16 protein-coding genes are annotated in these 15041 nt (G+C 50.4%); 7 read left to right on the top strand and 9 right to left on the bottom strand.

The features are described 5' to 3' along the window. The first annotated feature begins 58 nt into the window (after positions 1–58). A complete protein-coding gene (rhaR, locus tag AAE045_RS17560) occupies positions 59–892 on the top strand; it encodes an HTH-type transcriptional activator RhaR (RefSeq protein WP_455548831.1) in 834 nt (277 codons plus the stop codon). Here the strand turns inward: rhaR and rhaT are convergent, their stop codons facing one another. Further along, positions 893–1927: an L-rhamnose/proton symporter RhaT gene (gene rhaT, locus AAE045_RS17555; protein WP_455548830.1), complete on the bottom strand. Its 1035-nt coding sequence runs from the start codon at positions 1925–1927 to the stop codon at positions 893–895. Positions 1928–2314: 387 nt separating this feature from the next. On the opposite strand from rhaT, the gene AAE045_RS17550 reads away from it, so the two are divergent. Beyond that, on the top strand, positions 2315–2656 hold the full coding sequence (locus AAE045_RS17550; RefSeq protein WP_455548829.1) for a colicin E1 family microcin immunity protein: 342 nt from the start codon (positions 2315–2317) through the stop codon (positions 2654–2656). A gap of 11 nt (positions 2657–2667) precedes the next feature. Here AAE045_RS17550 and AAE045_RS17545 read toward each other — a convergent pair whose 3' ends face one another. Then, positions 2668–4548: a colicin-like pore-forming protein gene (locus AAE045_RS17545; protein ID WP_455548828.1), complete on the bottom strand. Its 1881-nt coding sequence runs from the start codon at positions 4546–4548 to the stop codon at positions 2668–2670. A 410-nt stretch (positions 4549–4958) separates the two neighbouring features. Between AAE045_RS17545 and sodA the strand changes: the two genes are divergently transcribed. Next, entirely contained in the window at positions 4959–5579 is a 621-nt protein-coding gene (sodA, locus tag AAE045_RS17540; RefSeq protein ID WP_202305627.1) for a superoxide dismutase [Mn], read from the top strand. 467 nt (positions 5580–6046) lie between these two features. Continuing rightward, positions 6047–6724, top strand: coding sequence for an oligogalacturonate-specific porin KdgM family protein (locus AAE045_RS17535; protein ID WP_455548827.1), 678 nt, complete (start codon positions 6047–6049; stop codon positions 6722–6724). Positions 6725–6831: 107 nt separating this feature from the next. On the opposite strand, the gene AAE045_RS17530 is transcribed toward AAE045_RS17535, so the two are convergent. From AAE045_RS17530 to AAE045_RS17520, 3 genes are read right to left on the bottom strand one after another with little or no spacing between them, the layout of a single operon-like run. After that, entirely contained in the window at positions 6832–8139 is a 1308-nt protein-coding gene (locus AAE045_RS17530; RefSeq protein WP_455548826.1) for a TRAP transporter large permease, read from the bottom strand. Continuing rightward, positions 8132–8638: a TRAP transporter small permease gene (locus tag AAE045_RS17525; protein WP_455548825.1), complete on the bottom strand. Its 507-nt coding sequence runs from the start codon at positions 8636–8638 to the stop codon at positions 8132–8134. Before AAE045_RS17525 ends, AAE045_RS17530 begins: the two co-directional genes overlap by 8 nt. Before the next feature lie 19 nt (positions 8639–8657). Continuing rightward, entirely contained in the window at positions 8658–9635 is a 978-nt protein-coding gene (locus AAE045_RS17520; protein WP_455548824.1) for a TRAP transporter substrate-binding protein, read from the bottom strand. Between the two features lie 309 nt (positions 9636–9944). Here AAE045_RS17520 and yiiM point away from each other — a divergent pair, with 309 nt between their 5' ends. Continuing rightward, on the top strand, positions 9945–10619 hold the full coding sequence (gene yiiM, locus AAE045_RS17515; RefSeq protein WP_455548823.1) for a 6-hydroxyaminopurine reductase: 675 nt from the start codon (positions 9945–9947) through the stop codon (positions 10617–10619). An 81-nt stretch (positions 10620–10700) separates the two neighbouring features. Here yiiM and cspE read toward each other — a convergent pair whose 3' ends face one another. The 4 genes from cspE to AAE045_RS17495 form a co-directional block, all read right to left on the bottom strand. Then, positions 10701–10913, bottom strand: coding sequence for a transcription antiterminator/RNA stability regulator CspE (gene cspE, locus AAE045_RS17510; protein ID WP_121264842.1), 213 nt, complete (start codon positions 10911–10913; stop codon positions 10701–10703). A 246-nt stretch (positions 10914–11159) separates the two neighbouring features. Beyond that, entirely contained in the window at positions 11160–11498 is a 339-nt protein-coding gene (locus AAE045_RS17505) for a hypothetical protein (protein WP_455548822.1), read from the bottom strand. A gap of 14 nt (positions 11499–11512) precedes the next feature. Further along, complete coding sequence (locus AAE045_RS17500; protein WP_455548821.1) at positions 11513–11782, bottom strand: hypothetical protein; 270 nt, start codon at positions 11780–11782, stop codon at positions 11513–11515. Positions 11783–11934: 152 nt separating this feature from the next. Then, positions 11935–12645 (bottom strand): DUF3053 domain-containing protein, encoded by a 711-nt coding sequence (locus tag AAE045_RS17495; RefSeq protein ID WP_455548820.1) that lies wholly within the window; start codon positions 12643–12645, stop codon positions 11935–11937. A 400-nt stretch (positions 12646–13045) separates the two neighbouring features. On the opposite strand from AAE045_RS17495, the gene AAE045_RS17490 reads away from it, so the two are divergent. Further along, entirely contained in the window at positions 13046–14425 is a 1380-nt protein-coding gene (locus tag AAE045_RS17490; RefSeq protein ID WP_455548819.1) for an aromatic acid/H+ symport family MFS transporter, read from the top strand. 260 nt (positions 14426–14685) lie between these two features. Further along, the gene (locus AAE045_RS17485; protein ID WP_455548818.1) at positions 14686–14973 is read left to right on the top strand and encodes an HTH-type transcriptional regulator; all 288 of its coding nucleotides are present in this window, start codon (positions 14686–14688) and stop codon (positions 14971–14973) included. Positions 14974–15041: the final 68 nt, after the last annotated feature.

Here is a 15041-nt window from a genome sequence, read left to right as displayed (position 1 = left end):
CGTTTTTTACGCCGAAAAATCCAATAATTTCTGATTGTTCTGGTTTTGAGGGTGCGCGGTGGCTGGTCATTTAATGCTTAAGAAAGCCGATTTTTTTACATCCCCCGCCCAGCCCGTGGCGGTGGCGGACCGCTATCCGCAAAACGTCTTCGCGGAGCATACCCATGATTTTTGCGAGCTGGTGCTGGTGTGGCGCGGAAACGGGCTGCATATCCTTAACGATCGCTCCTATCGCATCACCTGCGGTGACCTGTTTTACATCCGCGCCGAGGACCGGCACAGCTACGAGTCGGTCAACGATCTGGTCCTGCATAACATTATCTACTGCCCTGAACGGCTGAAGCTTAACGTCGACTGGGGAGAACTGCTGCACAGCAACGACGTGCGCTGGCGGCTCAGCAGCCAGGGTATGGCCCAGGCCCGGCCGCTTATCGCCCAGCTGGAGCATGAAAGCCCGAAGCCGGATGCGCTGTCCCTTTGGCTGACGGAAAGCCTGTTTTTGCAGCTTTGCATCATGCTGCGCAGGCACCGCTATCAGCCGCAGGACGCAGCGGGACCGGACAGCGGTGAAACGCTGGATCTGCTGATGGGCGCGCTGGGAAAAAGCCTGGAAACGCCGTTCGATTTACAGCAGTTTTGCCAGCAGCAGCAGGTGACGGAGCGCAATCTGCGGCAGCTCTTTCGCCAGCAAACTGGCATGTCGGTCAGCCAGTATTTGCGTCAGCTACGGATCTGCCAGGCGCAGGATTTACTGCGCCACAGCGAGATGCTGATCGGCGATATCGCCACGCGCTGCGGCTTTGAGGACAGTAACTACTTTTCGGTGGTGTTCACTAAAGAGACAGGATTGACGCCACGGATGTGGCGCCAACGGTATACCGCAGCCGTGTGATCAGTTTGCCATGCCGAGGCCAACGATGTTGGCAGCCAGGATAATCACCACGCAGCCTACGCTCAGCACGCCCACCGGACGGCGGCCTGCGGATTTCCACTCTTTCATGATAAGACCAACCAGCCCGCCGCAAAGCACGTAGAAGCTCATGTGCAGCATCCAGCTCATATAGTCATACTGCGCCGGAATTTTGGCGTGTCCCCATGCATAGAAGAAGAACTGCAGGTACCACATCAGCCCGCCGAGGGCGGCGAACAGCACGTTGGCGATAATTAGCGGTCTGGCGATAGAGAAGTCGGCTTTTATCGACAGATGCTTCACTTTTGCCAGACGTATGAAGCAGAAGCCGAGGTTAATAACCGCTCCGCCTCCCATAATTACCACATAGCTCGGCAGCGCAACGTAGAGCGGGTCAACGCCCAGCGCGGCGGCGGCTTCATGCATCGGTTTTGCGGCGTCCATCGCAAAGGACATGCCCGCGGAGAAAATGCCGCACATGACGGCCAGCACCAGCCCTTTTTTGAGGTTAAATTCTTCGGCTTTAATACCCATCTGGCGCTCTTTTAGCTGGCCTGCGCGGGTGACAATCGCCACGCCGATAACCGCAACCAGCACGCCCAGCAGCGTCATACGTCCACCCGGTGTGCCAACCAGCACGTCGAATTTTCCGGCAATAATTGGCGTCATCAGGGTACCGACGATAAGCGTTATGCCAATCGCAATGCCAATGCCCATCGACATCCCCAGGTAGCGCATCGTCAGGCCGTAGTTAATGTTGCCGATGCCCCACATTGCGCCAAACAGGAACACCGGCAGCAGCGTTGAAGCCCCGAAGGAGCCATAGTACGACCAGAAATCCGGCAGCAGGGTTGCGCTGACGGCCCAGGGTAAAACAATCCACGACACGAAGCCGCCCACCGCCCACATGGTCTCCCAGGACCAGCGCTGTACTTTCTTGAAAGGGGCATAAAAGCAGGCCGCGCTTGCCGCGCCGACCAGATGCCAGAGTATCCCCATTGCGATCGCGTTACTCATTATTATCCCTCTGTTTTAACTGGAAAACGCAGGGGCTACCGCTCGCTACCCCAGTGGCATTCAGTCTAAAGAGTGAGCGCCAGGCTAACCTTCTAAAGGCTGCCGCGCGGGGAGCAAAGCTGGCAAAATTCAGGGGGTAACGGGGATGGGGGTCACAGTTTGCTTATATCATGACGTGTTTCTGCAATAGAGCGAGAAAGCGCAGTGGCACCAGATCATTTCGTCTAAACGCAGGGACAGATCCGCGTGCTGGGCTACGCAAAAATTGCTTACTATTGTTTAGGAAAAAATGTAGGTTAGGTGATTGAGTGATTATCATTCTCGCTTCTGAGCTTTTTAATGTTCATCAGAGGCAAAGGGAGAAAGCAACAGGGAAGGAAGGCGAATATGACAAAGCTTTATTATTTCAAAAACCTCTTATTAGCTGCATTGTTGACAGCTATTTTCATATTCGCCTGGTCAAGCGGGGGCGGGTCACCGACGGTTGAAACTATTGCTTTTTTTTCAATCATCAATATGTTCCTGTTCCCTTTTTCCCGCTTGTTGTTGGAAAGCCTTGCTTTAACCTTTACGCATAAAGAATTCTGGAAACGGGGATTATTCAAAGAAACAGCAGCCAAGAGCGGGCTTTATGCAATGTACTACCTTGTGTGTTTTACCTTCGCGATCTTGTTTTCAGCCATCTATCTCATCTACAGCTTAATCAAGAGATTCAGTCATGCAGGCTAGAGTCTGGCTAGTTAATTCAGCCCGATAGTACTATTAATTTTTTGGAGCAGCTTATCGTTAACCAGTGCACTAACTGCTGCCATAATCACGGCAAAACCCAGGATCCCAAGCGGCGTACCCAGAAGCAGGGAGAACACCCATGCGGTTAGCCTGCCAGCAGCGATATTTGCTAGCTGAGACTCAATCTTCACAAAGAAAGGACGCCAATTATCGGTTTCAATTGCAGTTTTCATCTCCATTGTTATGTCATAAAAATCTATAGCGGTACTCGTTAACCCAAAGCTTTTGCTAAACATAGTTACATTTCTGGATAATTCACTTCTCTTGACGGACTCAAGAGCATTAGAAATAGCTTTGCGATCAGATATACTGTATTTCTTATTTAAGTTAGATTTAAATTTCTCAAATGACTTAATTGCATCATGAAAATTACGGATTTTCTTTCCTTTTGCAGATGCTGCAAGCTCTTGAGCAATCTTGCTCTGTAAGTCGCCATAATTTGAATATATTTCCTTGAAAAAATCAGAAGATATTTTCATCGCGTCTTTAATTTGTATTATGTCTTCGTTTTTAAGTTTTTCTAAACTAATTTTATCGTCTATTTCTTTAAGATTTTTACGTGTTTGAATGATTTCTTCATTGATTCTATTAATTTCATGATGTGCAATATCATTTTCTGAAGATTTCTGCTGAACTTTGCCTTTGGCTGCATTAACAACATTTTGCGCAGTGTTAATTTGATTGCGAGCGGTTAAAAGTCTGGTGCGTAATTTTTCCCACTCGGCGACTTCCAACTTATAAATTGCTCTGTCTCCCTCGTAATCATCGCTTTTTACTGCATCACGATCGTTCAGGATATTTATTTTATAGTCGAGAGCAGAATGCGAAAGAAGATAGTCAAGATTAAAACGTTTATTAATTTCTGCTTCGGTGACTATATCAATTCTTCCTGAGAACATTGGATCTTTAACGAATACTTTGTGCTTCGAAGAAATTTTGATCGGGTTTTTCTCTGGTGAGACAATCGTTCTTCCTTCTATGGTGCTTTGAAGATTACTTAAATTTTTCTCTGCGTTGCGTAACTGATTTTTAGATTGAAGAAGATCATTTACTGTATTAGATAGTTTCATATTCGCTTTATGAATTGCTTCTTCGTTTCGTGCCAATTTTTCAGTTAATCGATAATGCTGAGTTGTAAGCAGGGCCAGATTAGAATCGCCTTCAGTTTCGATATTCGATAAAAGTTTATCAAAGCCTGCTTTTCTATTTTCGTATTCGGCTGACATGCTTGAAGCGATCGCATCTGCATTTTTTGCTTCTTTTTCTTTATTTTTCGCTTTGTTAATCAATTCCTTTGATTCACGAGAGTTTATTCTTAGTGAATCAGCATCTGCAAAAATTTTCTGGGCTTCCCCATGAATGTTAAATGCAACGTATCCAGCTAATTCTGTTTTTAGTGCATACTCATTCAGATCAGCAAGTGCTACTTTGATCTGGTGACCTAATAATTCATTTTTAGCCACTCTATTGATATGAGCCTCACGAAACATTTTCTCGGCATTGGCCTTATTAGTTATAGCCCTGGCTAAATGTTGCTTTGTGGTTTCACTTCTAAGAAGAATATTTTTTAACTGTGCATCAATATCCGTTTTAATAGTAGTTATTTCCTGGTCGCGTTCAATTTTGTCTTGCCTTGTAGGGGAGTCATCAACCCAATCACTGCTACCCCAGGATGTTTTATTGCCAAATGAGCTCCAGGCTGGTGCGCGATGATTAAAAATTTCGATGGTAGGTGGGCGCGCGTCAATGTATATGGCCATAACTTCTTCGCCATTAGGTAAGAAACCAAGTGATTCTGCGCCGGGATTTGAAATTCGAACTGGCTTAGACATAACTTCTCCTTTTTAAAATGAATCCTTTAAAAGCATGTGTTTACTGGTTATGCGTACAGCCACAAGACGATAATTAAAATTATGCAAAACTGTCAAGTAAATGATATTGATTCTTATTCAATGTTCCACGCCGATCACAAAGTGACTTTTCTCGATGAAAAGCGGCGATGTGGCACCTGGAAAAGCTAACATTGTGAGGGGTTAACTGGCGGGAACGAATGCGCAGGCGGCCCATCTGCTATCACCCTGACAAGCCTCTGTTTTTCACCCTCATGACGAAAAGTTATAACCATATTAAAACCACGGCATTGATAAACATTTTCAATATCATTTAATTAACTATAATGAACCAACTGATTACGCGGCGTTAACAGCATCTGCGCCGCCAAACACTAGTGGAGAAGATGAACATGAGTTATACACTGCCATCCCTGCCTTACGCTTACGACGCCCTGGAACCACACTTCGATAAAGAAACGATGGAAATCCATCACAGCAAACACCACCAGGCGTACGTGAACAACGCTAACGCAGCGCTGGAGTCCCTGCCAGAATTCGCAAGCCTGCCGGTTGAAGAGCTGATCGCTAAGCTTGACCAGCTGCCAGCCGACAAGAAAACCCCGCTGCGTAACAACGCGGGCGGCCACGCTAACCACAGCTTCTTCTGGAAAGGCCTGAAAACCGGTACCACCCTGCAGGGCGACCTGAAAGCGGCTATCGAGCGCGATTTCGGCAGCGTGGACAAATTCAAAGAAGAGTTTGAAAAAGCAGCTGCTACCCGTTTCGGCTCCGGCTGGGCGTGGCTGGTACTGAAAGGTGACAAGCTGGCCGTGGTGTCTACCGCAAACCAGGACAGCCCGCTGATGGGCGAAGCCGTTTCCGGCGCATCCGGCTTCCCAATCGTGGGCCTGGACGTGTGGGAACACGCTTACTACCTGAAGTATCAGAACAAACGTCCTGACTACATCAAAGCGTTCTGGAACGTGGTGAACTGGGACGAAGCAGCCGCGCGTTTCGCTGCTAAAAAGTAATTCTGCCTTAAACTGATTATTAAGCCTTCACGTAATGTCGTGAAGGCTTTTTTGTTTCTGTTAATAAGCAAAATACCTTAATACTAAAGACAGTCAAAGACGAACGGTGGCAATATTACAAAGAATGACGCCTTAACTTTCACATAATAATAAATAATCGTTGAATTTAAGTATTGCGACGTTTTGGCTGATATCAACTCATCTTCGTTTATGGTTTTATTAAAACCTTTTAATTCAGGCTGTTAAGGTGTCGCATAGTCATATTTATATATAAATACTCTATTTATAGTAAGCAGTCATTCATTTGAAAAATATTAATGCCGGAGATTTTTAACGGCTTTTTGATCGGCGTTCAACTTTTCATTTAAGTTCAGTCACCATATTGAAATGGCGTTTCTGTACGGATATTTTAGCGGTGAGGGACCTCAATTTTGCTCATTGCCAATTTATCTAATATGGAAATTATTATGAAAAAGTGTCTTTTTCTTTTATTACCTCTTGCGGTAACCAGCGCTCACGCAGTGTATGTCGATGTGCGTCATGAATATCTGGATGACAGTAAAGCGAACTATGACCGAGCTTATATTTCACATCGTTTTGCCAGCGGCTTTGGCTTTGCGATTGAGGCCATTTCAAAGTCCGGCGGTGATGATACCAATAAAGCCTTTAACGATCTGGAAACCCAGGGCAACGAATATACGGCCAGCTATCAGTTTAAGGTGGGCGACGTCGCCTGGCAGCCGGGTGCGGTGCTGGAAACGGGCAGCGGCTACTCGGTCTATAAGCCCTATCTGCGGGCGCACTGGACGCTGAGCGATGCATGGTGGGTAGGGGCGCGCTATCGCTTCGAGTATATCCGCCGCTCGTCAGAAACGGATACCCGCGAAGATGACACCATTAATCGCATGGACGTCTGGGCAGGTTATAAATGGCGTAATTTTGACTGGTCAGTTGAGGGTATTTACAAGAAGGCCGATAAATATAATCTCTACGACGGCGGAAAAGATAACTATGAGTACAATTTCAGAACCGCTTATTTAATTGACGCCTGGTCGCCGTTTGTTGAAGTTGGCAACGTCGCCGTTAACAGCGGCAGTGACGATCGCCAGACTCGCTTCCGCGTTGGGCTTGGCTATACGTTTTAATCCCGCAGGGTAAAAAGAGCTGTAACCCCACCGTTGAATAACTGGCAGTAATATTCGTAATCCTTGAAAAATTATCCGGTTGTTGTAAAACAACCGGATTTTTTTGCTTACATCACGCCTAACAGGCGAGGCAGGAAAAGAGGAATGTCAGGAACAAAGGTGATCAGCAATAATACGCCGATAATCGCCGCATAAAATGGCATAAGCGGTTTGATCACTTCCTCGACTTTTACCTTACCCACGCTGGCACCAACATATAACCCGCTGCCCACCGGTGGGGTAATGGTGCCGATAGCCAGGTTGTAAATCATAATAATGCCGAAGTGAACGGGATCGACACCCAGCTTTGTCATGATAGGCAATAATATCGGCGTGAAGATGAGGATGGCCGGGCCAATATCCATAAACGCGCCGATGATTAACAGGAAGGCGGTAATGACCAGCAGGATCACCATTTTATTCTCCGATATGCCGAGAATCATATTGCTCAGCGCGCCGGGAATATTCGTGATCGCCATCGAAAATGACATGGCGGACGAGGTGGCCAGCAGAAACATAATGACGCCAGTCATGATCACCGTCTGGATAAGGATGGCGGGCATATCTCTGAATTTCAGGGTCCTGTAGAACACCATCGTGAGAAAAAGCGTATAGATCACCGCAATGGCCGAGGCCTCGATAGCGGTGAAGATCCCCTGCACTATACCGCCGACAATAATCACGATCAGCAGCAGGCTGGGCACCGCTTCAGCCGTTACCTTCAGCGCGACGCCTTTTTGCAGGGCGAAAAAGACCCGGTAGTTATGGCGTTTTGCCACCACCCAGGTCACCGCCATGCAGCCCAGGCCCCAGAGCGTACCCGCTACCATGCCGCCGGCAAAAAGCGCGGCGATAGAGGTGCCGCCGCTGGCTAAGGCATAGAGGATAAAGGCGGTGGTCGGTGGGATGAGCATCCCGGTCGGCGCGGAGGCGATATTGACCGCAGAGGCAAAGCTGCGGCTGTAGCCCTCTTTGGCGCTCATCGGCACCATTACGCCTCCGATGGAGGTGGACGCGGCGATGGCCGAGCCGGAAATCGCCCCAAACATCATATTGCCGATGATATTGGTGTAGGAAAGCGAGCCCGGCAGGCGCCCGGTAAACAGTTTCGCGAAGTTGACCAGCCGGCCAGCAATGCCGCCGCTGTTCATCATCACCCCGGAGAGCACGAAGAACGGCACCGCCAGCAGGGCGAAGCTGTCCAGGCTTGAAAACATCTTCTGGGCCGTGGCAAACATTGAAATTTCAAAGGGCAGCACCAGCATCATGGTGCTGCATGAGGCGATAACAATGCACAGGCCAATCGGGGCGCTCATCGCCAGCAGGATAACAAAAACCGCAATCAGCATGCAGGAAGCTAAGACTGGATCAATCATGGTGATTCTCCACGGTAAGCGCCGCCGGGGATGAGAGGGAACGCAGGGTTTGCATTATGTTGAGCGCGCCGTAGCCGATAATTAGCACGCCGGAGACGGGCAGGGCGTAATAGATTTTCCCCATCGGAATGCCCAGCGCGGGGGAGATTTGCAGCATAGATATCGAGGATATCTTTAGGCCGCCGATGATCAGCACCCAAGCCGAGAAGGCGATAAACACCAGCTGCAGGCAAACTGTCCACCATGCCCGCACGCTGGGCGGAACTTTATCGACCAGAATAGTCAGGCTGATGTGCTGCTGTTTTCCGGCGACGTAGGCCATGCCCAGCATGGAGAGCCAGACCAGCGAGAAGCGCAGCAGCTCTTCGGTAACGGTGCTGGGTACCCCCACCACATAGCGGCTGACAACCTGCCAGCAGGAGACGACCACCATCATCGTCAGTAATAAGCAGCAGGCCACTTCCAGCAGCCTGTCGAGTCCTTTTCGTATCTTGTCCATGGTTTTATCCCTGATGAATTTACTTTGCGGCCTGAATGGTTTGATACAGCGCGTCCAGCTGCGGCGAGTTTTTCAGTTCTGCATAAATGGGCTGCACGGCCTGCTGGAACGGCCTTTTGTCGATGTCGAAAAACTCGACGTTAAATTTGTCGACCGCCTCCCGCTTCGTTTTCTCTATTTCGGCATCCCAGGCGGCCTTTTCAAATTCGATGGAGGCTTTGACCGCCTCGTCGACCGCTTTTTGCTGGCCGGGCGTGAGCTTTTCGACGGCCAGCGAGCTCATCAGCAAAATGTCGGGAATGCGGGTGTGCATATCGTAGGTGTAAAAGTGGGCGACCTCGCCGTGACGGGCGATGGTGAGCGCAAACTCATTATTTTCCGCGCCGTCAAGAATGCCCTGCTGCAGAGAGGTATAAACCTCGGCCTGGCTCATGGCGATGGGGGAAGCGCCGAGCAGCTTCAGCGTGCGGATTGCCGTCTCGCTCTGCATCACACGGATTTTCTTGCCCTGCAAATCCTCGATGCGGCGAACGGGGGCTTTGCTCATATAAAAGCTGCGCGCGCCAGAATCGTACCAGCCGACGCCGACAAACCCCTGCGCGGCGGTGGACTGATAAACCGGCCCCATCACCTTCTCGTTATCCATCACCCGGTAATACTCTTCTTTATTGGCAAAGAGATAGGGCAGGGAAAACACGCCGTACAGCGGCGAGAAGCTCTCCATTAGGCCAGACGAGACTTTGGTGATGTCCACCACGCCCGCCTGCGTGAGCTCAACCAGCTCGCGCTCGCCGCCGAGCTGTCCGTCCGGGAAATAGACCACCTTCACCTCCCCGGCGGTATTTGCTTCAATCTGGCTGCCTAAAAAGCGCAGCGCGTCTTTAACCGGCTGGCTGTTTTCGGCGTAGGCGAGACGTAAAACGGTGGCTGCGGAGGTAGTCGGGGGAAGAAAGGTAAACGAAAACAAAAAAAGTAGGACTGTCCTTATTATTTTCATACGGGCCTCATCATGAGTTAGTTTCACGAGGAAGCTACGGCAGATGGGCCCGATAAACCTTTGAGCTTTTGCCACCGCAAAGGCAAAGGTGGCAGTGATAACAACATTTCAAAATGCCGGTTCACAAATTCAATACTCTTTCACCCAGGTTCGGTAAGGCTGTTTATTGCGCAGGGTGGGCTTTTAGTTATGGTTAAATAGCACTGAATCACTGCTTGATAGTTTAAAAGAGGTTGCATATTTCCCGGCTTGAGGCGAGCCTGAGCTATCACACTGCTATGACCGCTATCGGCATTCAAGGAGGAGCAGATGCACTATCCGCTACAGGTTTATATCGGCAAAATTCGTGAATATGAAGGCAGCAGGCCGAGCGCTATCGGCAAATATCAGGTCGACGGTGAACTAAAACTGACCGAGCTGGGGCTGGAGGGCGATCAGCAGGCTGAAAAAGTTATCCACGGCGGCCCTGACCGCGCGCTGTGCCACTATCCCCGCGAGCACTATGCCCACTGGGCGCAGGAGTTTCCCGAGCAGGCAGAGCTGTTTACGGCACCGGCATTTGGCGAGAACTTCTCAACCGCAGGAATGACGGAGCAGGACGTTTTTATCGGGGATATTTACCGCTGGGGCGACGCGCTGATCCAGGTGACGCAGCCACGCTCGCCCTGCTTTAAGCTGAATTATCATTTTGGCGTCAGCGATATGGCATCGCGAATGCAGGCTTCAGGCTATTGCGGCTGGCTGTATCGGGTGGTGATGGCGGGCAGGACATCCACGGAGTCTCCGCTTGAGCTGGTTTCCCGCGTAAGCGACGTGAGCGTTGCCGAGGCCATTGCTATCGCCTGGCACATGCCTTTTGATGACGAACAGTTTCATCGCCTGCTGTCGGCGGCCGGGCTTTCAACAAGCTGGACGCGCACCATGCAGAAGCGACGTCTTTCCGGAAGGATTGAGGATAACTCGCGGCGGTTGGTGGGCAAGTAGCGCTTAGCGAAAACGCCAGTCCCAGAAACGAAAAAACCCGCCAGAAGGCGGGTTTTAGAATTTTTATTGCTTAAGTAGCAATTACAGGCTGGTTACGTTACCAGCTGCTGGACCTTTAGCACCACTTTCGATGGTGAAAGATACTTTCTGGCCTTCGTCCAGGGACTTGTAGCCATCGTTCTGGATAGCAGAGAAGTGTACGAACACATCTTTAGAGCCATCGTCAGGAGTGATGAAGCCGAAGCCTTTGTCAGAGTTGAACCACTTAACCAGACCAGTCATTTTAGCAGACATTGATATTACCTTTTAAATAGAGTTTGCCTTACGGCGTATTGGTATGCTTTACAGATTTTTGAAGCGGTAAGGAGAAACTCACTTTGAAAGGTATCTACGATAACTTCTGGAGGACTGCTTTGCTTGAAAGGTCTGTACGTCAAACCGATGAAGGCATTAACGCACATTTAACCAGCCGCTGACAAGTACTATTTCAGCCGTCCACAGGGCTGGAGGGCGGGAGGGCTAAGCGGGGGCGATTTTGCCTTAGTAAATCACGCTATGGCGATACAAAGCAGATTCGAAATCTTCTTTCATACTCGCATAAAGTAATATGCTGATTTTATTGGACTTACTGTAATGATAAAAGCATCGGTATTCTTTATCTACGTCCAGCCATTCGCGAATTCGAATGCCTTTATCTGCCAGAAAACCGTTAAATCTGTACCGCTGTGGATCGTCCGAAATTGCAGAGATTGAACGACTGAGAAGGGAATCGATAAAAATCGCCGCGGCGTCAGGGCCAATAAACTGTGATTTAAAGAATTCGATGTCCTGCAGGCTTTTGAACGCCGTGTCCGTTAACGTAATGGCATGATCCTTCACGTCATTTTCTCCTTTCACTCTCTGGCAGCGCGAAGCCGCTGTAAAGCATCTTCAGGGGACATCGTATTGCCTTCTTCCGCTTCCTGCTTAGCTTTCATGATGAGCTTCAGCAAAGCGTTATTCTGGCGTTCACGCGACCGCTCGGCTTCCTCAACCTGGCGCTCCCGGGCTGTCTGAACGAACAGCTCCGCGACACCATTTTTGGTGACATAAACGCCGCCCTCAAAAAGTTCAGGGTTGCCTAACCCTTCCCGGGCCGCTTTTTGCGACATGGTGTTTGACATGATGGCCGTCTCATTAATTCGTGGTACTGGAGAGTTTATGAACAGCAGGAGGGGGAGTCAAATTTAGGGCAAATTTATACACGTTGAAAGAAGAGGGGGAAATTCTGAATTTCGATAAGGGTAACTCCCCGCCCGAAGGCGGGGAATTGACATCACTGCATGCTATTTTGCGCGCTTGAATAAGCCTGCATAAATGCCTGATGCTGCGATGCCAGCGGGCCGATCAACGAGTTGTACTGGCTGGCCTGCTGGGAGGTCGGGAACTGGATGCCACCGGCGGTGAAGCCGACCTGGGTACCCTGCTGCTGAATGAAATCACCGACCTGTACCAGCTGCTGGGTAAAGGTCTGGGCTGCCGGGATCAGCGGCGCCATGGCGTTTGCCGGTGTGGTGACAACCTTCTGATAAACCTGGTCATAAACGGTTTTCAGTTCATCAGGCTGTTTCAGCGCCGAGTGAGCGCCATCCGCCTGCATTTTAGCGTTCTGCACCTGCTGGCCGAGCACGTTCAGGGAACCGTTAGCCTGGCGCAGTGCGTCACGCTGGGTCATGTAGTCCTGCGGTACGCGAATGCTGTTCACGCTGTCGACGACCGGCTTCATGCCTTCGTCCATTGCCTGGCTAATCTGCTGTGAGAAGCCGTAAAGAATGGCGTAGTCAGAGACCAGCGGGCCAAACTGTTTTTTCTGATCCGCGGTCAGCGTCGGCAGACGTTCACCGCTGCGCATCACCGTATTCTGCAGAAAATCGATAAATGCCTTACGCTGATCGCCTTCTTTATCAAAGCAACCGCTCAGGCCGATCACCATCACTAACGCCGCGAACGACGCAATCCAGCGAGAGCAGGATTTACCTGTCGCCATTTTTCTACTCCTTCACCCAAACAATACAAATGCGCAAATGCGTACCCGATAATGGTGCTAAGGATAGTCCATGCCGTGTCCGCAAGATACCCTTTCACAACAATCTCTTCAGACAAAATCCCTGTTTACAATGAGAAATTCCTAATATGTATGTTGCTCAATTGTTAACCCTCTCACAAATTCAAAGTGCGCCCTTCGTCGGACGATTAACCACAGCCCGTTAATATTTAAGAATTAATTTTAATCAGTGACTTAGCCTGGCGGTATGCCGGACGATAATCGCACACTAAGACCCGGCTGACGGTTGTCGGCAGGCCTGCTTGATGGTTTGATTTAACGAACGATTAACGAATTATTGTTCGATAATCGAACATCTCTGTTATCCGCCAGGGCATGACTTATGACAAATTCAACAACAGATATTCAGACGTTTATCAACCAAAGCCGCTTCTCGAAGTACCAGTGGCTGATTCTTGTTCTGTGCTTTATTACCGTAGCGCTGGACGGCTTCGACACCGCGATTATTGGCTTTATTGCCTCCGATCTGGTGCAGGAGTGGGGCGTGCAAAAGTCCGATCTTGGTCCGGTGATGAGCGCCGCGCTGGTCGGGCTGGCCGTGGGGGCGCTGACCGCCGGGCCGATGGCCGACCGCATCGGGCGTAAAAAGGTGCTGGTGCTGTCGATTGTGGTTTTCGGCGGCTTCAGCCTGCTGACCGCCTTTGCCACTAATCTGACGATGCTCGCGCTGCTGCGTTTTCTCACCGGGCTGGGCCTTGGTGCGGCAATGCCCAACGCGGCGACGCTGATGTCCGAATATGCTCCCGAACGTAAGCGGGCGCTGCTCGTTAACCTGATGTTTGTCGGCTTCCCGATTGGCTCTTCCATGGGGGGCTTTATCTCCGCGTGGATGATCCCGCACCTCGGCTGGCAAAGCGTGCTGATTCTGGGCGGCGTGATGCCGCTTATCCTCTCCGTGGTGCTGATTTTCTGGCTGCCAGAGTCCGCGCGCTACATGGTGGTGAAAAAGAAACCGCAGCAGGATATCGCCGCTATTCTCAAACGCATTGCGCCCCTTCCGGCGGGTAACAATACCCATTTCGTGCTTAACGAAGTGGGAGGGCATATTAAAGATAAAACCGCGCTGGGGGTTATTTTCTCGCCGCGTTATCTGGTGGGGACGCTGATGCTGTGCCTGACCTACTTCATGGGCCTGCTGATTTTCTACCTCCTGACCAGCTGGCTGCCGCTGCTGATCCGCGAAACGGGCGCGACCCTTAGCCAGGCGTCGATCATTACCGCGCTGTTCCCGCTGGGCGGTGGGATCGGGGTGCTGATTATCGGCGCGCTGATGGATAAGCTGAATCCGAATAAGGTTGTGGCGGTGGGCTATCTGCTTACAGGGCTGTTCGTCTGCCTGGTGGGCTTCTCGACATCCAGCCTGGTGCTGATGGGCGTGATGGTGTTTATCGCCGGGACCATCATGAACGGCGCACAATCTTCGATGCCTGCGCTGGCGGCCGGCTTCTACCCGACGCAGGGGCGCGCAACCGGCGTAGCCTGGATGCTGGGGCTTGGGCGCTTTGGGGGGATTCTCGGTGCCTTCAGCGGGGCATTTTTGATGCAGGCGGAGCTGTCGTTTAAGACCATCTTTATGCTGCTGGCTATCCCGGCAGTGCTGTCAGCCGCCGCGCTGCTGGTAAAATCATGGGCCGGTTCGCGTACCCCGATCGTGAAAGAGGACGACGGTCGCGAACTGAATGACATCACGCAAAAAGCATAACGGCTGACGCCGCGTCCCGCGTCTGGCTTAAGCCCAGCGCGGAACGCGAATTGCATAACCATTTACAAATTTATACTAAGGCCCGCTGTGGGCCTGCTTTTCAACCTCTTACGCCGCTTAACCTTGCAGCTGAAGCGCATAATCAGCGCCACACGCAAAAATAGTTTCCCTCTGAATCATCAGCACGCTTTTTTTCAGGCTACGCTTAAAAGGCTTCTTACCCTTCACGAGGTCAATGTGTGATTTATGAGGAGTTGTCAATGGAATATAAAGATCCAATGTTTGAACTGCTCAGCAGCCTTGAGCAGATAGTCTTTAAAAACGATCCAATGATTTCCGCCAGACAGAAGCCCAACGCTTTTTCTGAATTCGAGCAGCTGCGCAAAAGTACCGGTCTTAAAATAGACGATTTTGCTCGCGTGATGGGTGTCAGCGTGACGATGGTGCAGGAGTGGGAATCAAAACGAATCAGACCCTCCAGTACCGAGCTGAAGTTGATGCGCCTGATTCAGGCGAACCCAACGCTCAGCAAGCAGTTGATGGAATAAGTTTGTAATTTGTACCTGAGTTTTACCCGGCTTGCCTTACCCGAAACCCCGCTAAGTGATGCGGGGTT

This window comes from Dryocola clanedunensis, assembly GCF_038405435.1.
In the GTDB taxonomy this organism is placed as follows: domain Bacteria; phylum Pseudomonadota; class Gammaproteobacteria; order Enterobacterales; family Enterobacteriaceae; genus Dryocola; species Dryocola clanedunensis_A.
The sequence above is the reverse complement of the archived record's forward strand: the minus strand, read 5'-3'. Positions and strand labels throughout refer to the sequence as shown.

Bases quoted from the DNA above. Each gene is read 5' to 3' on its own strand.
- cspE (WP_121264842.1), bottom strand. From the start codon at position 10,913: ATGTCTGCTAAAATGACTGGTCTGGTTAAGTGGTTCAACTCTGACAAA.
- AAE045_RS17525 (WP_455548825.1), bottom strand. From the start codon at position 8,638: ATGGACAAGATACGAAAAGGACTCGACAGGCTGCTGGAAGTGGCCTGC.
- AAE045_RS17490 (WP_455548819.1), top strand. From the start codon at position 13,046: ATGACAAATTCAACAACAGATATTCAGACGTTTATCAACCAAAGCCGC.
- AAE045_RS17500 (WP_455548821.1), bottom strand. From the start codon at position 11,782: ATGTCAAACACCATGTCGCAAAAAGCGGCCCGGGAAGGGTTAGGCAAC.
- yiiM (WP_455548823.1), top strand. From the start codon at position 9,945: ATGCACTATCCGCTACAGGTTTATATCGGCAAAATTCGTGAATATGAA.
- AAE045_RS17495 (WP_455548820.1), bottom strand. From the start codon at position 12,645: ATGGCGACAGGTAAATCCTGCTCTCGCTGGATTGCGTCGTTCGCGGCG.
- AAE045_RS17520 (WP_455548824.1), bottom strand. From the start codon at position 9,635: ATGAAAATAATAAGGACAGTCCTACTTTTTTTGTTTTCGTTTACCTTT.
- AAE045_RS17530 (WP_455548826.1), bottom strand. From the start codon at position 8,139: ATGATTGATCCAGTCTTAGCTTCCTGCATGCTGATTGCGGTTTTTGTT.
- AAE045_RS17550 (WP_455548829.1), top strand. From the start codon at position 2,315: ATGACAAAGCTTTATTATTTCAAAAACCTCTTATTAGCTGCATTGTTG.
- rhaT (WP_455548830.1), bottom strand. From the start codon at position 1,927: ATGAGTAACGCGATCGCAATGGGGATACTCTGGCATCTGGTCGGCGCG.
- AAE045_RS17485 (WP_455548818.1), top strand. From the start codon at position 14,686: ATGGAATATAAAGATCCAATGTTTGAACTGCTCAGCAGCCTTGAGCAG.
- AAE045_RS17545 (WP_455548828.1), bottom strand. From the start codon at position 4,548: ATGTCTAAGCCAGTTCGAATTTCAAATCCCGGCGCAGAATCACTTGGT.
- sodA (WP_202305627.1), top strand. From the start codon at position 4,959: ATGAGTTATACACTGCCATCCCTGCCTTACGCTTACGACGCCCTGGAA.
- AAE045_RS17535 (WP_455548827.1), top strand. From the start codon at position 6,047: ATGAAAAAGTGTCTTTTTCTTTTATTACCTCTTGCGGTAACCAGCGCT.